The 21,457-nt window shown below is 54.4% G+C and carries 22 protein-coding genes; 6 read left to right on the forward strand and 16 right to left on the reverse strand.

Translation table 11 applies throughout. The annotated features are described in order from the left end of the window. Window positions 1-51: 51 nt before the first annotated feature. The gene (locus AB4P96_RS00840) at window positions 52-1,674 is read right to left on the reverse strand and encodes a von Willebrand factor type A domain-containing protein (RefSeq protein ID WP_395600426.1); all 1,623 of its coding nucleotides are present in this window, start codon (window positions 1,672-1,674) and stop codon (window positions 52-54) included. A 516-nt stretch (window positions 1,675-2,190) separates the two neighbouring features. Here AB4P96_RS00840 and AB4P96_RS00845 point away from each other — a divergent pair. From AB4P96_RS00845 to AB4P96_RS00855, 3 genes are all read left to right on the forward strand, one after another. Next, a complete protein-coding gene (locus AB4P96_RS00845; protein WP_017136677.1) occupies window positions 2,191-4,107 on the forward strand; it encodes a M10 family metallopeptidase C-terminal domain-containing protein in 1,917 nt (638 codons plus the stop codon). A 101-nt stretch (window positions 4,108-4,208) separates the two neighbouring features. Continuing rightward, window positions 4,209-5,594 (forward strand): M10 family metallopeptidase C-terminal domain-containing protein, encoded by a 1,386-nt coding sequence (locus AB4P96_RS00850; RefSeq protein WP_395600427.1) that lies wholly within the window; start codon window positions 4,209-4,211, stop codon window positions 5,592-5,594. Between the two features lie 374 nt (window positions 5,595-5,968). After that, window positions 5,969-7,249, forward strand: a complete 1,281-nt coding sequence (locus AB4P96_RS00855; protein ID WP_395600428.1) for a M10 family metallopeptidase C-terminal domain-containing protein — start codon at window positions 5,969-5,971, stop codon at window positions 7,247-7,249. Between the two features lie 80 nt (window positions 7,250-7,329). Here the strand turns inward: AB4P96_RS00855 and AB4P96_RS00860 are convergent, their stop codons facing one another. From AB4P96_RS00860 to AB4P96_RS00870, 3 genes are read right to left on the reverse strand one after another with little or no spacing between them, the layout of a single operon-like run. Further along, the gene (locus AB4P96_RS00860) at window positions 7,330-7,980 is read right to left on the reverse strand and encodes a DUF799 domain-containing protein (RefSeq protein WP_017136674.1); all 651 of its coding nucleotides are present in this window, start codon (window positions 7,978-7,980) and stop codon (window positions 7,330-7,332) included. Then, entirely contained in the window at window positions 7,977-8,339 is a 363-nt protein-coding gene (locus tag AB4P96_RS00865) for a DUF4810 domain-containing protein (protein WP_017136673.1), read from the reverse strand. The genes AB4P96_RS00860 and AB4P96_RS00865 overlap by 4 nt, the downstream gene beginning before the upstream one ends. A gap of 29 nt (window positions 8,340-8,368) precedes the next feature. Further along, the gene (locus AB4P96_RS00870) at window positions 8,369-9,049 is read right to left on the reverse strand and encodes a CsgG/HfaB family protein (RefSeq protein ID WP_017136672.1); all 681 of its coding nucleotides are present in this window, start codon (window positions 9,047-9,049) and stop codon (window positions 8,369-8,371) included. Window positions 9,050-9,478: 429 nt separating this feature from the next. Here AB4P96_RS00870 and AB4P96_RS00875 point away from each other — a divergent pair, with 429 nt between their 5' ends. Beyond that, window positions 9,479-10,090: a hypothetical protein gene (locus AB4P96_RS00875; RefSeq protein WP_017136670.1), complete on the forward strand. Its 612-nt coding sequence runs from the start codon at window positions 9,479-9,481 to the stop codon at window positions 10,088-10,090. Between the two features lie 16 nt (window positions 10,091-10,106). After that, on the forward strand, window positions 10,107-10,694 hold the full coding sequence (locus tag AB4P96_RS00880; protein WP_177032307.1) for a hypothetical protein: 588 nt from the start codon (window positions 10,107-10,109) through the stop codon (window positions 10,692-10,694). A 291-nt stretch (window positions 10,695-10,985) separates the two neighbouring features. Here the strand turns inward: AB4P96_RS00880 and AB4P96_RS00885 are convergent, their stop codons facing one another. Continuing rightward, window positions 10,986-13,550 (reverse strand): autotransporter outer membrane beta-barrel domain-containing protein, encoded by a 2,565-nt coding sequence (locus tag AB4P96_RS00885; RefSeq protein WP_058422560.1) that lies wholly within the window; start codon window positions 13,548-13,550, stop codon window positions 10,986-10,988. Between the two features lie 682 nt (window positions 13,551-14,232). Here AB4P96_RS00885 and AB4P96_RS00890 point away from each other — a divergent pair. Next, the gene (locus AB4P96_RS00890; RefSeq protein ID WP_017136667.1) at window positions 14,233-14,487 is read left to right on the forward strand and encodes a hypothetical protein; all 255 of its coding nucleotides are present in this window, start codon (window positions 14,233-14,235) and stop codon (window positions 14,485-14,487) included. A gap of 153 nt (window positions 14,488-14,640) precedes the next feature. Here the strand turns inward: AB4P96_RS00890 and AB4P96_RS00895 are convergent, their stop codons facing one another. The 11 genes from AB4P96_RS00895 to AB4P96_RS00945 form a co-directional block, all read right to left on the reverse strand. Further along, on the reverse strand, window positions 14,641-15,177 hold the full coding sequence (locus AB4P96_RS00895) for a hypothetical protein (RefSeq protein WP_236375512.1): 537 nt from the start codon (window positions 15,175-15,177) through the stop codon (window positions 14,641-14,643). A gap of 427 nt (window positions 15,178-15,604) precedes the next feature. Continuing rightward, entirely contained in the window at window positions 15,605-16,054 is a 450-nt protein-coding gene (locus AB4P96_RS00900) for an SMI1/KNR4 family protein (RefSeq protein WP_186617845.1), read from the reverse strand. Between the two features lie 413 nt (window positions 16,055-16,467). After that, window positions 16,468-16,752: a hypothetical protein gene (locus AB4P96_RS00905; RefSeq protein ID WP_099549568.1), complete on the reverse strand. Its 285-nt coding sequence runs from the start codon at window positions 16,750-16,752 to the stop codon at window positions 16,468-16,470. A gap of 177 nt (window positions 16,753-16,929) precedes the next feature. Next, window positions 16,930-17,199 (reverse strand): DUF6966 domain-containing protein, encoded by a 270-nt coding sequence (locus tag AB4P96_RS00910; protein WP_186617843.1) that lies wholly within the window; start codon window positions 17,197-17,199, stop codon window positions 16,930-16,932. A 43-nt stretch (window positions 17,200-17,242) separates the two neighbouring features. Then, window positions 17,243-17,644: a hypothetical protein gene (locus AB4P96_RS00915; protein ID WP_236375501.1), complete on the reverse strand. Its 402-nt coding sequence runs from the start codon at window positions 17,642-17,644 to the stop codon at window positions 17,243-17,245. A gap of 135 nt (window positions 17,645-17,779) precedes the next feature. Further along, complete coding sequence (locus AB4P96_RS00920) at window positions 17,780-18,184, reverse strand: hypothetical protein (protein WP_186617839.1); 405 nt, start codon at window positions 18,182-18,184, stop codon at window positions 17,780-17,782. 73 nt (window positions 18,185-18,257) lie between these two features. Further along, window positions 18,258-18,422: a hypothetical protein gene (locus AB4P96_RS00925; protein ID WP_186617837.1), complete on the reverse strand. Its 165-nt coding sequence runs from the start codon at window positions 18,420-18,422 to the stop codon at window positions 18,258-18,260. Between the two features lie 219 nt (window positions 18,423-18,641). Next, window positions 18,642-19,100, reverse strand: coding sequence for an SMI1/KNR4 family protein (locus AB4P96_RS00930; RefSeq protein ID WP_186617835.1), 459 nt, complete (start codon window positions 19,098-19,100; stop codon window positions 18,642-18,644). Between the two features lie 133 nt (window positions 19,101-19,233). After that, window positions 19,234-19,932 (reverse strand): transposase, encoded by a 699-nt coding sequence (locus AB4P96_RS00935; RefSeq protein ID WP_186617833.1) that lies wholly within the window; start codon window positions 19,930-19,932, stop codon window positions 19,234-19,236. 396 nt (window positions 19,933-20,328) lie between these two features. After that, entirely contained in the window at window positions 20,329-20,658 is a 330-nt protein-coding gene (locus AB4P96_RS00940; RefSeq protein WP_017135223.1) for a hypothetical protein, read from the reverse strand. Between the two features lie 151 nt (window positions 20,659-20,809). Further along, window positions 20,810-21,361 carry a DUF6990 domain-containing protein gene (locus AB4P96_RS00945; RefSeq protein WP_186617831.1) on the reverse strand — a complete coding sequence of 184 codons (552 nt, stop codon included), beginning with the start codon at window positions 21,359-21,361 and terminating at the stop codon, window positions 20,810-20,812. Window positions 21,362-21,457: the final 96 nt, after the last annotated feature.

Raw genomic sequence — 21,457 nt, forward strand, 5'->3', positions numbered from 1 at the left:
TGCCATCGCAGGCAAGCCAGCTCCTACAGTTGGTTGTTGCCATGTTCGGGATCAGTGTTTGAGGCTCTGCGCCACTTCCACCAGTTGCACGAACTCGTTGCGCAACCCGAACGGGTCATCGCCACGGGCCGAGCGGGCCAGTGCGGCGGTGTCTTTTAAGCTCATGCTGCCAGTGTAGCGGCCATCGCCCTTGAGCTGTTGGGCGAAGGCGGCCACTGACGCCGCGAAGCGCAGGTCGGCGCTGGCCTGGGTGGTTTCGTTGCGGATGGGCCGTTCAATCAGTTGGCTGGCACCGCCCGCCGCCGGTTTGTAGCGTACGCGCAGCATGGCCAGCTCAGCGGAGGTGTTTTCGGCCGCAGGCGCGGCGGCGTAACGCAACGGCTCCAACCAGCCCTTCTCGCCCTTGGGCACAATTTCGTACAGCGCGGTCACGGTGTGCCCGGTGCCAATTTCACCGGCGTCGACCTTATCGTTGTTGAAATCCTCACGTTTGAGTGCGCGGTTTTCATAACCCAACAAGCGGTATTCGCTGACCTGGGCGGGGTTGAATTCCACCTGCAACTTTACATCCCGCGCCACCACCGCCAGGGTCGAGCTGAGCTGGTCTACCAACACTTTGCGGGCTTCGCGCAGGTTGTCGATGTAGGCGTAGTTGCCGTCGCCGGCGTCGGCAAGCTGCTCCATCAGGTGCTCGTTGTAGTTATCCACACCGAAACCCAGGGTGGTCAAGGACACGCCGCTTTTGCGCTGGTCGACGGCCATCTGCTTGAGGCTGTCGAAGTCGCTGACGCCCACATTGAAGTCACCGTCGGTGGCCAGCAGGATGCGGTTGATGCCCTTCTCTATAAAGCCGGCACGGGCCATCTGGTAAGCCAGCTCGATGCCGGAGGCGCCTGCCGTTGAGCCGCCGGCGGTGAGTTGGTCGATGGCGTTGCGGATCTTGGTTTTGTCGCGCCCGCTGGTGGGTTCAAGCACCACACGCGACTCACCGGCGTAGACCACCAGCGACACACGGTCTTGATCACGCAATTGGTCCACCAGCAATTTCAGCGTGCTTTTCACCAGCGGCAAGCCTTCACGGCGGTCCATGGAGCCCGACACATCCACCAGAAACACCAGGTTGGCTGGCGCAAGGTCTGCCACCGCGCGGTCGGACGCTTTGATGCCGATGCGCAGCAATCGCGTGTGCGGGTTCCACGGTGTGGCGGCGACTTCGGTGGTCACGCCAAAGGGCGAGCCATCAGTGGGCAGCGTGTAGTCATAGGGGAAATAATTGAGCATTTCCTCGAGTCGAACGGCGCCGTCAGGTGGCAGCCGCCCTTGGTTGAGGAAACGTCTCACATTGGCGTAGCTGCCGGTGTCGACGTCGGCGCTGAAGGTCGAGACCGGGGTTTGTGCAACGCTGTAGACCGGGTTGTCGGGCAGGTTCTGGTAGCGTTCGTGAGGCTCGGCCCGATAGGCCAAAGCCGCGGCGTCGCGCATGGGCATTGGCGCGGCCATCAATACAGGCATCGCTGCCTGCTTGCTCAAGGCACCCTCAGTCTGAGGCTCGGCGGGCGCGGGAGGCTTGGCCACCTCTCTGGACGATGAAAGCCCACAGCCGGCCAGCGAAGCCAGTACGGCAACCGCAACGCTGCAGACAAGGGGACGCAGCACTAAACGAGCATGTGACATGGCGCAGAACCTCAACAGTAAATAATCCGTTCATAGGTTCAGACGCAAAGCACTTCGGGTTCGGGTTAAATCCCGGAATTTACGCATACAACACGCTTACCCTACAGAGTACCAAGCCATCGGGCGTCAGCTGGAAGCATCGAGCCCTGTAGGTCACTCAACGATGCCGAGCCCGAAACAACTTACGATTACCGAGAAACTCCAGAATGCTCTTAACAAAAATACTCACACTGTAAGCAATTCTATATTTCCAGAAAAAACACGTTAAACACAAACGACATATCAGCTTTCAACAAGACGCGTAATGCTTGGGGAACCCGACTCTTTGACACGAAATTTAAAAACCGAATAAACATAACAGCCGTTGCAAACCATGTCATACCGGCCTGTTGACACACACTAGAAATAAATACTCTATTGGAAATTAACTTATAGGGTGCGAAGGTATTTCCAGCACACGGACATGCACTTCCCTACACAAGGAATAGGCCAACAACAAGAACATGGATTACTCTTATGAGAATCGACTTGCGCCCGTCTGTTTTCCAGCAACCCAACTACAGCCAACATTTTCTGCGCCCGCTTATTCAGCCTTTTGCCCAACCCTATCTCAACCACCCGGTCTTCAGACCTTTCGTGCAGCCATTTCTCAAACACCCCTTCGTGCGTAAGTTCGTACAGCCCTTTACTCAGCCACCCACTCGGCGGCCATTTAATCCAACCACAACAACCAACCCGACGACATTCGACACCGCCACCAAACGCTACTGGGACGGCAAAGATCCAACTCTGCGCGCCAACGACCCCTACGCGGCTAACCTCAATGTGCGCTCTTTCGATGAGCGCCAGGCAACCAACAATCTCACTCGGGAAAACCTTAAGTGGCATGACAAAAATGCCGATGGCAAGGTCTCTGTTTCCTACTCGTTCAACAGCGCCGCCTGGCAATTCGATGGTCGCCAGAGAGAAATGGCACGACGTGCCATGCAGTCATGGAGCGATGTGTCCAATCTCTCCTTTGAAGAGAATGGGCCACGCACAGAAGGCAAAATGTCATTTGGCATATCGAACGCCGTCGGCACCGCCGTAGGCTATTACCCAAGCAACCATTACCAAGGAGGCAACACCCTGTATAACCCCACCAGGGTCACGCGCCACGACTTGATTCATGAAACGGGTCACGCCCTGGGGTTGTCGCATACCGGCAACTACGATGGCGGCTATGACGAGAACCGAAGGAGTCACGTACAGGATTCCCAGGCTCATAGCGTCATGAGCTATTTCGGGGCGGCACTGAGCGGCAAAAGCCATGGCGGCGCCCAACCAGCATCAGCCATGATGGATGATATTTCCGCCATCCAGGCGCTTTATGGCGTCAATCGTCAAATCCGTCAGGACAACACCACCTACGGGTTCAATTCCAACAGCCAGCGCGACTACTACACCCTCAATTCCAACCGGGACACTGCCGTGTTCTGCATATGGGACGGCGGTGGCAACGATACCCTGGACGTTTCCGGCTACCGTTCCAACCAGACCATTAATCTCAAGGCCGGCTCGTACTCCGATGTCGGCGGGCTCAGGGGCAATGTTTCCATCGCTCGCGGTGTGGTCATGGAAAACGCCATCGGCGGCTCAGGCGATGACGCGCTGATCGGCAACGATGCCGATAACCGGCTCACCGGCGGCGCGGGTGGTGACCGGCTGCGCGGAGGCGGCGGCGCGGATACGTTTGACTACAACAGTGCCAGTGACTCCACGCCCGAAAACCCCGACACGCTTATGGATTTTGTCAGCGGCACCGACAAAATCAATGTAGCCGTGGCCATGAAAAACGCCAATGTCGCCGCCCTGGCCTTCGTCAGCGAGATGACAGGCAAGGCAGGTGAGACGGTGCTCACCTACGATGAACAAAGCGGCAAGGGCAACGTGGCGATTGACCTGACGGGCGACGGCAAAGCCGACTTGCTGATCCGCACCTATGGACGCGTCACAGCAGAAGACATTGTCGCCTCCAAAAACACCCCATCCCACCATCAACAGCCTGACGCCCCAACCACTCGATCCGCAATCACGCCACCCCGCCAATCCCATCGTTCAGTCACACACACTTACGAAAAGGCCAGTGATTCGAGCTATCACAACGCCGACTTGATCGAAGACTTTGTCAGCGGCAAAGACAAGATCAACCTCACCGACCTGGTAAAGAACACCGGCACACCGCTGCGGCTTGTCGATGCCTATACAGGCCGCATTGGCGATACCGTGGTTAAGCTCAACTCCCGCAGTGGCCGATATTTTGTGGGCGTGGACTTTACGGGTAATCGCCAGACCGACTTTCTGGTCAAAAGCACTCAACTAATAAAACCCGAGGACATTATGGGTTTGACTGCAAACTTCCAAAGCCAAGCCAGGGTATTTTCGCGCAGGTAGTCACCTCGAAGGTTTAACCCTATCAACCCCTGACACCATCGTGTTTTCCCATGAGCGTTAACGTTCACACCTCCGCTCGCCTATTAAAAGGATTCAAGTAGATGCTCTCTGTTGATAACAAGCCTTATACGGCGCTTGCATTATTTGAGCCTGCCCATCAACAACCGGGTGCTGTAAAGGACCAGCCATTGGCCTCCTACACCACCGACCGCGCCGCCAGGCACCTGCTGCGCACCAACCGGGAAATGGGATTGAAGTGGCAAGACCATAACCGCGACGGCGTCATTGATATTGCCTACGAGTTCTTCACGCCGGATGAGCCACACCGGGTCAGTCATGTACCCAAGGGTGCCAATGAATTAAATGAACAACAAAAGAAACGGGCGCTTATATCGATGCAAGCCTGGGCGGATGTCACCCGTATAAAGTTCTCACATAAAGGCGCGAGTACCGAGGGGCGACTGACCCTGGGTCTTTACGAGGGTAACGAGGAATCCTATGCGACCCTGCCCTTTCCCAAGAGCTTCAAAAAAGGAGGCGAGGCATGGCTGGACTCAGGGCATGCACAACCCAGGACTGACCGTTACGACCAACATGTCATGGCTCACGAAATTGGGCATACCCTGGGCCTTGACCATACCGGTGACTATACCCAGCAACCCGCCACGCGCGACTACTTGGAGGACACTCAAGCCTACAGCGTGATGAGTTACAACCCCGAGATCAGAAGTGGTCAGAACTTCTCAAAAAACGCACAGTGGACCCATTACTCGGTGGCGCCCCTGATGCATGACATTGCAGCTATACAGGCCGCCTACGGCGCCAACTACCAGACCCGTCGCGGCGATACCGTTTACGGTTTCAACTCCAATACCGAGCGTGATTATTTCAGCCTGAAGTCCGCGCGGGACGCACCGGTTTTTTGCATATGGGATGGTGGTGGCAACGATACGTTGGACTGTTCCGGTTTCAATCAGAAACAAACCATCAACTTGAACGCCGAAGCCTTCTCTGATGTGGGCGGTATGAAAGGCAACGTTTCCATTGCCAAGGGCGTGACCGTGGAAAATGCCATTGGCGGCAGCCATGACGATACGTTGATCGGCAACAACGCCAACAACCGCCTCAAGGGCGGGGGCGGCGCAGACACGTTGAGGGGCGGCGGCGGCGCGGATGTTTTTGTCTACGACAAGGCCAGCGATTCAACCGCTGCGGGTGCTGACCTGATCACCGATTTTGTCAGCGGCCGAGACAGGATCGACCTTACCGGGCTGAGCCAGAGCACCCGCACTCAGCTGCGACTGGTCCACACCTACTCCGGCCGCGCGGGCGACACGATGGTGAGGTTCAACGCCTACAGTAATCGGTACTTTGTCGCCATTGACCTGACCGGAAACGGCCAGACGGACTTCCTGCTGAAAAGCACGCGGTTGATAAGGCCCCAGGATATCAGTGGGCTGATGACCTCACGGCCTATCTTCGGATAACCGCACTGTCGCACCAGGGTTCAAAGTCGACCCTGAACACGTGTGAAAAACGGTCATTCGCGGTGGCCGTTTTTTCTGATGCAGGGCGAAAATTCAGCCCAGGACTGGGCATTGGCTTAACCCTGTGTAGGAACACTTTACCTGCAAGAAAAACGACTTACTCGGACACACATCGGGCTTTGGAAAGTGACGCCAACACTGGCAACTTCACACTTAGCAAAAGGGAACCTGCCTGCCTCACCAAGAAGGAAAAGTGCCAATACCCCGTGAGAATAACGACCTTGAGAATTAATCCTGTAACGCCGATGTACAAGCCTTATTCGAGCAGCGCTCAGTCAGCCCAAAGCCCTGCACACCGCCGCTGGGACGCCCCGGTGGCCCGTTCTCTCAGCGGCCATGGGGGCAACTATGACCCGACTCAACGCTCGGATGATCCCTACACAAGTAGAGCTGACAGGCCGTCATTTAATCAGCGTCAGGCCGTTGAGCAACTGACGGGGGGCAGGTTGAAATGGCAGGACCGAAACCAAAACAACAGGACCGAGATTTCCTACAACTTCACTTATGAACAGGGTCTTGGATTCAACGACTACGAGAAACAAGAAGCACGGCGCGCCATCCAGTCCTGGGGCGATGTGGCGAACCTGACGTTCACTGAAAACGCCGGCCCGGCAGAAGGACGGCTGGCCTTCCGTATTTCCAATAATGTGATAGTTGCCGACGGCTACTACCCCTATAGCAACGACAAAAACGGCATCGCTGGCGATACCCGCTATCAACCGGGCTTTGTGACACGCCCCACCATAACCCACGAAATCGGTCACACGCTCGGCCTGAATCACCCCGGTACTTACAACGGCCAAAAAGACGACGCCAAACGGTTTTATGCCCAAGACTCTAAAGCCCATACCGTCATGAGCTATTACCCTGCCCAAAGCAGTGGCAAACACTTCGAGGGCAGGCCGCTGGCTCCCATGATGGATGACATCAGCGCTATCCAGCACCAGTACGGCACCAACTATCAAACCCGCCGAGAAAACAACATCTACGGTTTCAACTCCAACACCGGCAGGGACCACTACTCCCTAAGAAGCCATCAGGACGCCGCTATTTTTTGCGTATGGGATGGCGCCGGCAATGACACGCTGGACTTCTCGGGTTACGGCAATAACCAAACGATCAATCTGAGAGATGGCTCGTTTTCCGACGTAGGTGGTTATCAGGGCAACGTCTCTATCGCCCGCAACTGCCTCATCGAAAACGCTATCGGTGGCTCAGGCCACGATGTGCTGATCGGCAACGCCGCCGATAACCGGCTCACCGGTGGGGCGGGTGCGGACCGCATGCGCGGCGGCGGCGGCGCCGACAGTTTCGTCTATAACCACGCCAGCGACTCCACGCCTGCAAACCCCGATGTCATCATGGATTTCACCAGCGGCACCGACAAGATTGACCTGCGCGGGCTGGAGCGAAGGTCCAACACGCGATTCAAGCACGTCCAGGCGTTCAGCGGGCGTATCGGCGACGCGATCGTGGGCTTCAACCCGCAGACCCAGCGCCACTTCATCGCCATCGACTTGACCGGCAACCGCACAGCAGACTTCGTGGTGACCAGTACGCAAGTGATCAGGCCACCGGATGTGCTTGTAAACTGACGACAACGCGTGACACCCAACCCGCGAAGCCTTTGCAGACCCGAGCGGTCAGCAAAGGCTGTTCACGGTTGAACAGGCACTTAGTCGGTGCCGTATTTCGGGTTACGCGGGCCATACAAAATGCCGGTGCGCTGCCCGGCCGACAGCAGGCGGACACTGGCAATACCGGCAATCGGGTGCGCCGCATCGGTGGAGCTGTTGATCACCTGCTTGACCGCTGCCGAGACCAGCATGCCCACCAGGCCGCCGCCATTGTTGTTGCCTTCCTCGCTGGAAGCGCGTGCCGAGCCGGTCCACAACGTGGTGCCGGTGCGCAGGTCCACCAGCTTGGCCGAGGCCGTCACGGAGGTGTCGCTGGAGATCAGCATGTACTTGGTGCCGTAGTCGCTGATGGTGATGTACAGCGCCGCGTCCGCACCAAAAATGTCATGCAGCTTGCCCGGCGCCACGCCCTGGATATCGTTGGCGGTGGTCAGGCCGTTCTGGCGGAAGGTCTCGTCCACCAGGGCAATCGGCAGCACGTAGTAACCGGCTTCGGCCAACGGGTAGGTGACCTGCGAAACCAGGCTGTAGGAGGCCTGCACTTCCGGCGACTCATTGATGGGTGGCAGTACCAGGATCGACTTCGGCCGAGCCTGTTTGAACGCTGTGTAATCAATGGTCTTGGGCGCCGCGCAGCCGCCGAGCAATGCCAGGGCCAGCAAGGCGCCGGTGAGTTTTAACAGGTTCATTTAGTGGCAACTCCAGCCTTGGCGTTTTTCAGCAAAAAGTCCATGTACGCAGCGGACTCAGGGAACAATGCCTTCTCGGTGCGGAACTCCTGCACCATCTGGTCATCCTTGCCCATGCTCAGGTACAGCATGCCCAGGTGCGCGTGGTAACCCGGCGGGGCCTTGCGGCCGCTGGCGTTGATCTTTTGCAGATCGCGTTCCAGGGCTTCCACCTGCGCTTCCTTGGGCTCGCCCTTGAAGTACTCGTAAACCTGCGGCTGGTAGCTTTCCCATTGATACAGGGGTTGGGGCGCCGTGTGGCACCCGGCGACCGTCGCGATTGCTGTCAGCATCAGCGCCAACTTAACTGCCTTGCTCATCCGTGTAGTGCTCCTTGGCGTTGTTGTTATTAGTTGCGCGGGTTCCAGGCGCCGGCGTTGATGCCGTCTACCAGGCGGTTGATCGCTTCGCGCATGGCCAGGTCCAGAACCTTGCCATTGAGCGTGGAGTCGTAGCTGGCAGTGCCGCCAAAACCGATGACTTCACGGTTGGAGAGCGCGTACTCACCGGCGCCCTGGGTGGAATACACCACTTCGGAGGTGCTGATGTTGACGATATTCAGCGCGACTTTGGCGTAAGCCACTTGGGTTTTGCCACGGCCGAGAATGCCGAACAACTGGCGGTCGCCGGTCTCTTTGCGGCCGAACTCGGTCACGTCGCCCGTCACCACGTAGTCAGCACCTTTAAGCTTTTGCACGGTGCCTTTGATCGCGGCTTCCTGGGAGATTTCGCCCATGTTGTCGCGGTCCAGCACGCTGAAGCGGTTGGTCTGCTGCAGGTGGGTGATCAGGATGGTCTTGGCCTGGCCGCCAAGGCGGTCAACGCCATCGGAGAAGATGCCGCGCATGTAGCTGGAGCGGTTATCGAACTTGCCCACGGCAATCGGTACACGTACGCCGGAATAGGCCACGCTGGCGCTGGCAACTTGCTCCACCGGCATCGCACGGTTGCTCTCGGTGGCGCAACCGGCCACGCTCAGCAGCGCTGCGGCGGTGAGGCCCGACAGCAGAATTTTGGACAGTGTTTTCACAGAGTGCTCCTAGAGGTGAAACCAGCGCAAAGGGCTGTTATGTAAGTTATCAACGAAGTCGCGGCAATCAGATTTTGCTGAAAACGCGCGCGCGTTTGCACGCAGCCTCAACATGGAAAGTGTCGAGCCCGCCAATAGCGGTATCAGGAAGAGTGACTGCCATGCAGCAGTGCGGTTGAAACATGCGGCCCGCGGTGAGGCGGGTGGCAGGGAGAAAAGCAGAGAGGCGCATTGCTTGATTCATCCTTGAAAAATGCCTTGTATCCAGTGCGCAGCATTTTACGGGGTTGCCCTGTGTACTCAAGCGGTTTCGCTGCTGCGGGGGCGTTCGCCGCTCAACGGCATTCTGTTACGCTGCGCGCCCGCCTCAAGTTACACAGCCATCGGTCGAGACATTGGCTTGGCTTGTTCATTAAATAGGGATATTGCGTGTTGAAAACCCTCCTTGGGGCTGCGGCCCTGCTCGCGACGCTGTCGATGACCGGCTGCGTCTCTTACACCGTCACCGGCCCCATCGGCGCCCCGCTCCACCCGGCCCCCGTCAGCAGCCCGCGCAGTGCGCAAGTCGCTGATGTGACAGTGAGCGCCGCCGACGTCAACGACGCCAATAAAACTGCGATCAGCCGTTCGCTCACGGCCCAACTCAACCAGTACGTGCGCACGGCGGGTTACTTCAAGCAGGTCACTGAGTACCCGGTGCGCCTTGGCGAAAACGATGTCGCGCTGAAATTCAACATGACCTCCCTCAAAGGCCACCGTGGCGTTCACCCCGCCTACGTGCCTGGTGCCCTGCTGACGCTGACGATCTGGATCTGGGTCAACGGCCCGATTTTCGTCGACACCTTCGACGTGGCCGGCGACCTGGTGATTGTCGACCGCGACGGCAAGGAACTGGCGAGCGCCAAGCAAGAGGTCAAGTTTGAACGCAACGTGGGCCTCTACGGCCGCGAATACTGGGCCCCGACCATGGGCGCCAAACAGTTGAACGAACTGGTCGCGCAACTGCTCGATACCGCCACTGCCAAACTGGCCAAACCGTAATTTCAGGGAGCAACACATGAAAGGGTTGATCAAACACAGCCTGGTCCTCGCCGCCGTCTTGTTGACCGGTTGCGTGTCCTACTCGCAACACGAATTGCCAGCCGTGCAAACCTGGCCGCCGACCGCCGCCACACCGGCACAGAAACCCACCGCCTACGTGCGCACCACGGCGCTGAGCCAAGTCAACGGCGGCCCCGGCAATACCACGGCCGGCGCACCGGCGGCGCTGTGGGAAAAAACCGTGGCCGATGGGTTCCGCCAGTCCAACCGCTTTGCACGGGTGAGCACCGACAAGGTCGACTCGGACATCTACGCCGACGCCACGCTGTACAACAACGAACAGTTCAGCATGGCCTCGGCGATTATTACCGGCGTCACGTTCTTCATCATCCCGTCCACCGCGAAGAACACCTTCACCCTGGAAACCGTGTTCAAGGACAAGGACGGCAAAGAACTGGGCCGGGTCAAGAAAAGCGAATCGGTGCGCACCTGGATGCACTTGGTGCTGATCGTAGGCATCCCGTTCCAGGCCAATACTGGAGAAGTGGTTGAAGCACTGACCCGCAGCACGCTGGATGAGGCCGTGCAGCGCAAGTTGTTCTGACAAACACAACACCAAATGTGGGAGCGGGCTTGCCCGCGATAGCAGTGTGTCAGTCACTGGATTTATTCACTGACCCACCGCCATCGCGGGCAAGCCCGCTCCCACAGAGTCAAGTGATGTTGGCTTGCAACGCATACCGCACTGGCGATAGCTGAACTGAAAGCAAACCCAAGCTACCTGAAACACCCACATCCAAATGTGGGAGCGGGCTTGCTCGCGAAGGCGGTGTGCCAGCCAGTGCATGTATCGACTGGACTACCGCTTTCGCGAGCAAGCCCGCTCCCACAGGGCTTAAAACGCGTAACGCGCTTTGAGCATCACGCCATCGGCGTCAAAGCCACTGCGCGCTTGGCGGGTGTAGCTGGCGCCCACGGTGAAGTCCGACACCTGGTAGTTCACGCCCACACTCGCCTCGTAGCTGTCACGCGCCACCGACGCGCCGGTGGTGGTGAACGCCGCACCACCCGCCACAAAGTTGGAGGTTTGCGCGACGCGATCACCCATCAGGTCGTGATACGCCATCAAGGTCGCTTCCGGTTGCAGGCTGCCTGCGCCCATCGGCAAGTTGCCGGCCAAACGCACACCGGCACCCAACTCACCCACTTCATAACGCTGCGAACGCGTGCTCAGCGCCGCCGAAGAACCCTTCTCGTCGTAGCCGTCCATGCGCACATTGGCATAACGCGCCGCTACGCGTGGCTCGATCACCACCGCCTGCGATGGCTTGAAGCTGTAGCCGCCGATTACGCTGGCTGCCAACACGTTGCTGTCGTAACTGCCCTTGGCCGTGGTGCCCGCCACATGGCGCTTGCTGTCGTTGTCGTTATGACCGTAGCTGAGGCTGCCATCCACAAACCAGTTTTGCAGCGCCCAGTTGCCATACAGCGACAGCGCGTGGCCCTCCACATCGGTCTTGTTGCCCAGGTCCGAATGGATGTTGGAATTAAGGTAGCTGTAAGCCACGCCCAGGGTGGTGGTGTCGTTCAAACGCCCGTCCACACCCACGGCCATGCCGCTGCTGTTGGCCGAGTAACCGTTGTTACCGCCGCGCCCATCCTGGTCCATGTTGCTGCTCAAACCCTGCACCCACACGCCGCCGGTTTGATGGCCTGCGCGCTGGTCGGTAAGGCGGTTGAAGATTGCGCCATTGATAACAGTCTGCCCCGACAACGCCACATCCAGCGCGCCACGGTTGACGTCCGGCTTGAGCTGCTCGCTCACTTGAGCAAGCTGTTGCGCAGTCCCGGCGTTGGCGAGGGACTGGAACACTGGGTCGTTCTGGTTGAGCCCGCCGAGCACATCGTTCTTGAACGTATTCACCGCCGTGGCCGCTGCGGCGCTGGCACCTGCACCGGCAAGTTCCTGCTGCACTTGCTGGTTGTCTTTAACTGCGACGACAGCCTTGACCGTTTGCGCATCCGCCGAGTAGCTCAGCACGTTGAGCAGCGATGACGAACTGGCAACCGACAGGCCGTTGTTCTGCACACTGGTGGCCTGCAACAGGGTGTATTGAGTGCCGTTATTGGTGCGCGCAAAGTCGCCTGGCTGCGCACTCACCGTGAGCTTCGACGCCTGGGCGAAATTAGCCGTACCGTTGACCGACAGATACGGCGTGGTCGGCACCACGCTGTCGGCCAGGTGCATATCAATGCCCGCACCGCTGGCGACGTTAAGGTTGCCGCTGATCGTGGTACCGGGCGCGGCCAGGTTCAACGAGCCGGAATTAATCGAGACCGGCGCGATGATGCGCTGGCCGGCAAAATCAGCTTGGCCGGCGACATTCACCGCACTCAGGTTGAGCAAGTCGCCGGTGATTTTGCCGCCCGTCCAGTTCAGCGTGGCAAGGTTGGCGGCGTCGATGGCCGTGCCGGATTTGCTGCGGATCTCGCCTGCTTGCTGGTTGATCTCGAAGGGCGAAGTCTGGTCGCGGGCATTGACCAGGATCGCGGTGCTGTCGGCACTGATCAGACCCCGGTTGATAACGCCGCGCGCGCCCGACTGCGGGTTCTGGGTAAAGGTTGCCCCAGTCAGATGCACAGCCACCGCATTGGCGCCGTTGGCTTCAATCGTGCCGGTGTTGAGCAAGTAATCGAAGGTGCCGGAGTTGAACTGTACGGCCCTGGCCATACCACCGTTGACCGTCACCACACCGCTGTTTTCTATACGCAGGTCACTAGTGTCGGTTTCAACTTCAATGCCCAACGCCTCTTCGCCCGTGACGCGGATGGTGCCGGAGTTGAGGATTTTGCCGCCGACGGTCACCGGCATATTGTTATGGGTGTCCAGGATCAGGCCGTAGCCGTAGATGGAAGTGACATCAATCAGGCCGGAGTTGATCACGTCACCACCGACGGTCGTGCCATTGAGGTACATGCCCTCGCCGTCACTGTCCGACCCCGGCACGTCAACGGTGACGATAGTTCCGGAGTTGATCACGCTGCCGCCGATGTTCGCGGCGCCCACCTCAAAACCTTCGGCCCAGGTCTGGTTGGTGAGCCTGATCGTACCGGCCTGGATGACATCACCGGTGATCGTGCCGCCACGGGCCCGCAGATCAGAGTCCAGCGCGCCATCCACTACAAAACCACGGATGTTGAGGCCACTGCCATCGATGTTGTAGTCGGCGCGGTTGATCAGCGAACCCTGAACATTGGTCTCGGCAACACTGGCCCCATCGACATTACGCTGGGTAGCCACCACATTGCGCGACCCGACCAAGGTGACAGGCTCGTTGAACACCTGGCCTTTCCACTTGTTCTGGCCGCTGCTCACGTCGAATTCCACCGCAGCAACATGCGCGGCGCCTGCGCTGACCATCAGGGCCAGCAGGGTTTTCTGGAACGGCTTACGCTTCATTTCAAACTCCATGAACTACAGTCAAAGCCGCCAATACGCCCGGCGGCTGTAGGTGTGCTGAGCGAGGGACCAGATGATCCGAATGTATTCCCCCAAGGCGCCCTGCTGAACCCCAGGCGCGAGCAATCGCACCGCAGCCGGTGGTGGCAGAAAAGGGATTGGGGAGGCGAAGTTCACATTAATCCTTAATGTCGTTTTAAAAACGCTGCAGTCCATGCAGCCCGACCGGTTGCGGGTGGGCGGGGTAAAGACCCGGACTTGAGGGAAATGGTTCCTTTTGCGGTAGGACGCTTCCCCAAACTACCGAGGGTTTGCCTGATATCCGTGAGCGGACGGCGGAATGCGTTGGGGGTGGTGGGGTTGGGGATCGGCGAAAGGGGGTTGAGTCAGGGCGTTGGTGCCTTGCGTGGGTTTGGGTGGGGGGCTTATAGTCCGGCCCGTCGCCCATATGGCGATCAGGTTTGGCGACCTGACAACAGAGTGCAAAAGCAACCCGCTTCTATGCAGGTGTTTTTGCACCCGCAAAGCTGTGCATGTTATGGCGGCTGTGCGCGGGAGACCCTCGGGTCTGCCGGTTACTCTGTTCCGGTTCGCCAACCTGCGTACAGCTGCCACCCATTCGTTTGGCGACGAATGCGTGGTGGCTTAATCCACCAACAGAGTACTGAAAATGAACCAATACATGCCCCTAACGGGCCACGACTGCACCGTCCCCGCTCTGCTTATCGACACCAGCGCACCCCTCGACGTACTCCACGACGCCGCCGCGTACCGGATTCGCGCCGTCACGCAACTGTTGGAAAACCTGGCCTTCCGCGAACAGCTCAGCAGCGATGCTGTGGTGCTTCAAGACTTCGCCCAACTACTGGCTATACCGCTGCGGGATGGGTGTGATTTGCTGGATGTCATTATTCGCAGGCTTAACAGCGTCAACTGACCGCGACAGGGCGGCTGACGAGTTGCCCTGTTAACGGTGAGGCAGTGAATAGGTGCGGGCCACGCTTGGGCAGTAAAAGTGGCCTGTCGCCTATGCAGCCTTGGCGCTGCGCGAAAAGCATGAACAGCTGCCGGCCCAGCCCGCCAGTTACCTTTATTTTCTCCCGCAACTATTCGACGGAACGTGTGCGATAGCACCCGGCGTCTCCAGACCAGAGAGCAGTCGAATCACGCCACCGCACTGCCAGTCTTGCCTCTGTAGGTACGCCTCATAATCTTTACCCGCCTCAGGAACAAATACACGGGCATCGGGCACACAAGACGCCTCGGCGGCAACCATCTTCATCACAACCACGGACGGCACACCCGCAGGGATCACAAACTCGGCATAAGACTCGCCATAGCTCAGGTGCTCGCTCCTCCAGGAAGCGGGCATTCCGACACTTCGCTTGGTGTGTTGCCCCAAGGTGGAATTGACCTTATCCGCAACCGTATAACCGTAGGCAAAAAGAGGTTCTTTACTCGACGCGCAGTCTTGTCCGGGGTTGATGGCGACAGGCAAGCCGTTATTCCCAAAAAGACGGATGCGTGCGGTGGTGGCCTGGTCGTAGGGGATAGGCTTCTCATAGCGCGCAGAGCCGCAGCCACTCAGCAATAGAGCTGAAAAAAGGGTCAACAAAAGTATTTTCAAGACGACTCCTAGGCTTACACATCAAGCGGTTATAGGCGAAAAGGGGGCAGATTTATTTAAGCAACAAAGGGCTCTGAAAATTAAATAAATCCTTCCCATTTCTCTACTGATTGTTTCCCCACTGTATAATATGCAACGGGATATCCGGCAGTAAAAACCTAGGACGGCGAGCCATATAAACCCCTAACTGGATAAGAGCTTACAGCTTAGCCGCCCTTCAACAGGCCAACAGAGTGGAATAATTACAAAAAATAAATCATGTTTTTAAAGAGCAACTCTGCTCAACTCTAAAAAAAAAAACCGTGGTCTGACCCCTATTTCACTCGGTTCTGACTGGTCTTAGTACCAGATCCGCCCCCCTCAACCCTGAAGTAAGCGACAGCTTCTGAAGGACCGCCTTTTGTACCTCTTAAACCGCTAAATAACATTAGCGTTCCGCACGTCGCTCAACCATAGATTTTATATATTTAAGCTGTTCTAAGATAAAGTCAGAAAAGCTTGATGCTAACACCTCGAACCCATCCAGCTCCGAACTAACCTCTACGACCTGCCAATTATTCTTTGCGTCAAAACCATATAGCACATCACTCGAATTCCCGCCAATTATGTAAATCCCTTCATAACCTTCAATTTCCCGACCGCATATAGTTGAATATTTTTCCGGACCATCATCAACATAAAATGCAGCGTCTAGCTCACCGAATCCAAAATCCGCAAGAAATTCAAGATAATCCGCAGGCACACTGTTTCGATCCGATTCTTCAACACCACTTAGTATGGCATCAACATTAGAAATACAGTCACCATAATCCCCCTCAAAAAGCTCAGCGGATGTTATTTCGTCTATAAACTTTCGAATTTCTACTGAATTTTTCATAGTCACTTACCCTTGAAAAGGGGACAGATTTATTTCCTTAACAACGGACTCGGAAAATCAAATAAATCTGTCCCCTTATTCCGGCCGTTTTTTTATAATCAACTGCTCAACCACCTCAACAGCAGTCCGCTTGTTCCCATTATCAAACAGATGCCCGCCTGCAATATCCCTGATCATTGATCCAGCCTTATTATAAAAACCATCATAATTGGCAGCATTTGCAATGGCCGTATCGACTTCTCTGAATGAAACTGAACCGCCAAACTGTGAATTTATAGCAGTAATGTCGTCTACACTTAAGCCGACCTTGAAACCACCAAGACCTGTTCCACTTGGAAGGTTTGGCGCTGAACTTAAGCCACCAGTCGCTAGATCATCTACTTTTCCGACAGCGCCACCAGTTGTTTTTGCACCTAATCAGTATTTATGGCTACTTTAAATTTACACCACATTGGAAACTCGCCAGAAAACACAAAAAAATCATCAACGTATTGCAAGCCTACCGCCTCTAAGCGCCGAGTAAGTTCATCCGTCGCCTCTCCTCCAAAACAGGGCCCAAAGGAAACCAAATCAGCACTCATATCAAGTGGCGCATCAAACTCAAGCACCGCTGACAGCCTATCAATATCTATAAATTTAGATAACAACGCTTGCCGACGAATAACGATCCCATATTCAACAATATTAATAAAATTCATGGTGTCACCCCTGGAATTTTTATGCCATCAGGCACATTAATCTTAACGTTATAAATAGGTGAACTCTTGAAAATAGGGGTCAGACCACTATTCTTCTCAAAAAATAAATTACATTTTTAAGGAATAACTCAGCTAAACTCTAAAAAATGAATGACCCCTATTTTATCTTTTCTCTACTCAACGGCAAATTAGATACAGCTTAGAGCGCAACTCATCAAATCTGTCATTCTTTGCCTTTAGAAGTTTACCATCGTGATAAAGCACAATATCGCTTAAAGAACCACAACCACCATACATCCTTAGTACCGCACTATATAAAACAGTCGCTTCAGACTCACTATAGCTACCGACTCGCCGCAGGCCTTCGGCCCAGCCCCGAATTCCCGCCATATCGAGCAAGGTAGCCATCTCCTCAAGAACCAGTACAGCACTCTCATAGTTATTCATTTTACGGCCTCGCGTCCAAAACCTTTACTCCTTCAATCGCCCCCTATTTCCTCCCGGCGCAAATCTGCTCCCAGCCTTTCACGATGGTGCCGGTGTACTTGCCACAGGTCGCCCCTTCCAAATTCGCGTCGAGCGCGTCGCGCTCAGGCGCAAGCCATACCGTGTCGGCCAAGTACACCGCGCCCGCTGCCAGCAGCAGAACCACGCCCACGCGCGTCGCCATGTAGCGCGCAGTGGCCCGAGGCGTGCGCAAGCGCTCGAACACAAACGCGAACAGCAGCCCAATGCCACACATCAGGAAACCACCCAGCGCCGCTCCGAAAGCGCCGGCGGTGGAGCTGTCGAAGGAGCGCCACGCCAACATACAAACGCTGGCACTGACGAACATCAGCAGCAGGCACAACCCCTGTACCAACCGCCATCCGACTACCGCTAAATCTGCCATCTGAACCTCACGTGTCATGGGAACTCGTACCGATATGCGCCGGCTCATTCAAAAAACGTGGTCTGACCCCAATATCTTTCTTAAAGGTGGCTTGTCACTACTCCTTTACACCATCAAACCGAAAATGGCCTGCCCCTATTTCACGCTCGATCTTATATACCTGTCACAGATTTCAGAGTACTTAATGGTCATAGAATTAACATCATCAACAACACAATTCCATTTTTTACCAAACTCGTACGCCAACCATAAATACATCTCTATCGACCCTTTTGAGTGTCCCAACTGTATTTCAATCATTGTCCTCGGCGTGGCACCCAACAAAGATTCCCAATCGAGAATATCTTGCGCATCATAAAAACCTATGAGCTTTTCGGAGGTAAGTAATGACACATACAAAGTGGCCTCATCCCAGCTCAATACTCCACGACTACGTTTACCCGCGCTGACGATTCCACCTACAGCGTGGAGAAAATCAGCGAAAGTGTCTTCGTCAATTGCCACATCCGATATAATTGATGCTGAGTTGCTCACAACCATAACCCCGCTTTTTTTGGTTCCATACTCGAATAACTCTTCGACGCGAATGAAAAGGGCGGAAAAGTGGACAGATTTATTTAAGTAAAAAAGCACTCGAAAAAGTAAATAAATCTGTCCCCTTTTTCCAATAACCGCAAACAGCCTGCCCCTCAACTTTGAGAGTCATAGCCGCCCCTTGGTTTTTTCCAGCAATATAAGCTTGCTGTATAACTCCAACTTCAGCATGTGCAGTTGCCATATTTGCATTTGGCAAAGGTTTACTAGATGACTCTATTTTTGTATTTACACGATCAGCTATGAGTGTCGGCTGATCAGCTTTTGCTTGAGAGCCGGGCCTCGCCGTCTGGTTAACATCAGTGAACGCCTGACCACCAATCTTACCTTCCGCCGTTACTTTCGGAGCAGTAGCTTTTGGACCTAGCCTTTCTCAACCTTTTTTTAAACGCAGAATCATTATTCAACTGAAAGAAATTATTCTTTTTTCTAAGAAATCGATAAAGTTCTTCGCATACAAACTAGAAGTTTTATCAGAAAGTTCAAGCCTATAAACAGGATACTCCCCATCATTAAGACCATCGTCCGTGGCAAAATAAAATGATTCCCCTGCACCCGGCGGTTCGCAGATAAATAGCCTCTCCTTCCCACACAACCCATTTCGACCGTTAACGATTGACATATAAACGATATCACCCCCCCTTACACTATCAAAATCCATTTCGTAGATACTATAAATCTCCTCCCCAGATATTTCCCCGCCAGAATAACACTTCAGCCACCATTTATAGCTATCAGGCAACTTCAACCCAATACGAGCTTCAGCTTTATAAATCCACTCATCAGCAATCCCGTCACCATAATCAGCAAACTCAACGAAATCCGACTCTTTAATAAGATTAATGATTCTCGAATAATCCACGCCTAATTACTCCCCGCTCCGAGCCCGCAACTTCCAATACTCCGACTGATAAGAATTAAACTCTTTAGCCTGCTTTGTCAATGTTTTTGCATTCAAATCCGTAGAGGAAAATAGGGGTCAGACCACTATTCTTCTATTCTCTTAACTCATACTTTTTTGGGCGTCCTGACACACCCTGCGAAACTCTTTTACCTAATGCGTGCGCGATCTCGGACGCAAACTTCTGATCGCCCAAAACATAATTACCGTTTGTAGAAGATCGGATTTGTTCTATCAGCCCAGGTGAAAGTCGATCATTGAATAAAGACCGGTAAGCTTCGGCTCGTTGCGCGCTGCCGCTACCTAATTCGCTATAAGCCGCATGCGGGCTTATAAAGCCTGACAGCTCGCCCTGTGCGTTTGCCCTATAGCTGGTCCAGCGATAGTCGCCCGGATGAATAACCATACCGGCTCTAACCGGGTTCATTTCGATATATCGATAGCAAGCTAAAACATAGTTTTCTTGTTGAACCAAACATGAACGGAAACGGCCTTCCCACAACGTACCCGTTCGTTGATATGTTCGATTGACATATTGAACGTAGCGCTGCCCAAGCCCCTTCATAAGCAGCCCAGCCCCTGCGCAGCAGGTGGGAGTCAACAACAAATGAACATGATTTGTCATCAAGCACAATGCGTGAACTTTACAGCCATAAAATTCAGCAAGCATGGCTAATGTATCAATGTAAAAAATATAGTCTTCATCTGAGTAAAAACACGCAGACCGATTGTTTCCCCGTTGAATAATATGCAACGGGATATCCGGCAGTAAAACCCTAGGACGGCGAGCCATATAAACCCCTAACTGGATAAGAGCTTACAGCTTAGCCGCCCTTCAACAGGCCAACAGAGTGGAATAATTACAAAAAATAAATCATGTTTTTAAAGAGCAACTCTGCTCAACTCTAAAAAACAAAACCGTGGTCTGACCCCTATTTCATGCTGCTCAACTCTAAAAAACAAAACCGTGGTCTGACCCCTATTTCATGCGTAAAAAATTAACTTTTGCTTCGCAAGCTCTAGCGGTATGGAATGCATTACTCAGCTCCTTTTTTCGAAGGGTATGCCGGGAGAGCTGACCTAGGACCGCCCGGATTATATCTAAATCCTCCTGGCATATGCGCGTCCAAATGCCGTGGGATCCCTCAGGGTCTGCCCCCTATTTCCCTTCAAACTCGCCGCTTAATTATCAAGGATAAACAAAGTCTATACTAATTTTAACTTCAACTAAATCCAAGGTCACCTCACAGCCACTCCACGCTGGCAGCCCTCCTGTAAGTTTATTCTCAACATACCAACTACGCAGCTCTGTTAAAAGAGCTAAAATATCTGTATTGGCTCGCCCGCCTGCCGTGAACCAGGCAACGTTACCTTGTTTATCAATGTAGTCATACTCATACTCACAGCTATCTAGCTCTTGGGAGAGCTGTGCACGCATTATAATTTTACATGCTCCATCGGGAGCAATCTGAAATAAAATGCTCCCAATGTCATTGTAGATATCATCATCACTACGCATCAATTTCCACCCGGTGAGTTTTTAAATACAATCTCTTTTGGACGAGCACCGCCTATTGAATACTCCACATTAAAGCTATCTGGCCGAACACTTTTACCAGAATACACAGGCTCAATCTTCAGAATCCCTCAGGGTCAGACCACTATTTCCTCTATTTATTTTTTTTAGCTATCATCAGTGCTCTATCAATCATATCGGAGGTAATGTAAGGCACAAATCCGAGCCTGTCGCCCTTCCCAAAGCTCTGTTTATATTCATCCAGACGTACCGTATCACCAGCCAGTGCTAGAGCCGCCAAATGGCGAACTGGCATTGCACCTTTAGCATCTGTTGGTAGCACTCTATAAGCGCTCAACCCCTCGTCAATACTCTGAGAGCGAGCCCAAGACAACGCCTTCTCAGACAGCCTAATAACATCATCTTCAGAAAAACTAGACAATTTCTCCGGAGCTTCATTACTAACTATGATCGGAGCATTACTACCGCCATCACCCATTATAAAAGAAGCGGCCTCCGAGAATTCCTTTGAGGAGATGGAGGGCATAAGCGAAACCCGGAAATGGTCCGAGCGCTTACCAACAGATGGGATGACCTGAAGCTGAGCCTCTCCGACGTCAGTGACGCAAAAATAATCACCAACTTCATCTTTGCTACAAGTCCATCCCAGTTCCTTCAAGATTGAAACCACATCTTTTTCTTTCATTACTTAGCACCAGGGAACTTCATAAGTTCAATAGGAATGCCATTAGGATACCCTCGCTCCTTTAACGGCACACCCGGTTTCAGGCCAAAGCTTTCA

Source organism: Pseudomonas sp. B19125, assembly GCF_044218855.1.
GTDB classification, from domain to species: domain Bacteria; phylum Pseudomonadota; class Gammaproteobacteria; order Pseudomonadales; family Pseudomonadaceae; genus Aquipseudomonas; species Aquipseudomonas edaphica.

Excerpts from the sequence above, each read along its gene's own strand:
- AB4P96_RS00840 (WP_395600426.1), bottom strand. The coding sequence starts at position 1,674 with ATGTCACATGCTCGTTTAGTGCTGCGTCCCCTTGTCTGCAGCGTTGCG.
- AB4P96_RS00845 (WP_017136677.1), top strand. The coding sequence starts at position 2,191 with ATGAGAATCGACTTGCGCCCGTCTGTTTTCCAGCAACCCAACTACAGC.
- AB4P96_RS00850 (WP_395600427.1), top strand. The coding sequence starts at position 4,209 with ATGCTCTCTGTTGATAACAAGCCTTATACGGCGCTTGCATTATTTGAG.
- AB4P96_RS00860 (WP_017136674.1), bottom strand. The coding sequence starts at position 7,980 with ATGAACCTGTTAAAACTCACCGGCGCCTTGCTGGCCCTGGCATTGCTC.
- AB4P96_RS00865 (WP_017136673.1), bottom strand. The coding sequence starts at position 8,339 with ATGAGCAAGGCAGTTAAGTTGGCGCTGATGCTGACAGCAATCGCGACG.
- AB4P96_RS00880 (WP_177032307.1), top strand. The coding sequence starts at position 10,107 with ATGAAAGGGTTGATCAAACACAGCCTGGTCCTCGCCGCCGTCTTGTTG.
- AB4P96_RS00885 (WP_058422560.1), bottom strand. The coding sequence starts at position 13,550 with ATGAAGCGTAAGCCGTTCCAGAAAACCCTGCTGGCCCTGATGGTCAGC.
- AB4P96_RS00890 (WP_017136667.1), top strand. The coding sequence starts at position 14,233 with ATGCCCCTAACGGGCCACGACTGCACCGTCCCCGCTCTGCTTATCGAC.
- AB4P96_RS00900 (WP_186617845.1), bottom strand. The coding sequence starts at position 16,054 with ATGAAAAATTCAGTAGAAATTCGAAAGTTTATAGACGAAATAACATCC.
- AB4P96_RS00905 (WP_099549568.1), bottom strand. The coding sequence starts at position 16,752 with ATGAATTTTATTAATATTGTTGAATATGGGATCGTTATTCGTCGGCAA.
- AB4P96_RS00910 (WP_186617843.1), bottom strand. The coding sequence starts at position 17,199 with ATGAATAACTATGAGAGTGCTGTACTGGTTCTTGAGGAGATGGCTACC.
- AB4P96_RS00915 (WP_236375501.1), bottom strand. The coding sequence starts at position 17,644 with ATGGCAGATTTAGCGGTAGTCGGATGGCGGTTGGTACAGGGGTTGTGC.
- AB4P96_RS00920 (WP_186617839.1), bottom strand. The coding sequence starts at position 18,184 with ATGGTTGTGAGCAACTCAGCATCAATTATATCGGATGTGGCAATTGAC.
- AB4P96_RS00925 (WP_186617837.1), bottom strand. The coding sequence starts at position 18,422 with ATGGCAACTGCACATGCTGAAGTTGGAGTTATACAGCAAGCTTATATT.
- AB4P96_RS00935 (WP_186617833.1), bottom strand. The coding sequence starts at position 19,932 with ATGGCTCGCCGTCCTAGGGTTTTACTGCCGGATATCCCGTTGCATATT.
- AB4P96_RS00940 (WP_017135223.1), bottom strand. The coding sequence starts at position 20,658 with ATGCGTAGTGATGATGATATCTACAATGACATTGGGAGCATTTTATTT.
- AB4P96_RS00945 (WP_186617831.1), bottom strand. The coding sequence starts at position 21,361 with ATGAAAGAAAAAGATGTGGTTTCAATCTTGAAGGAACTGGGATGGACT.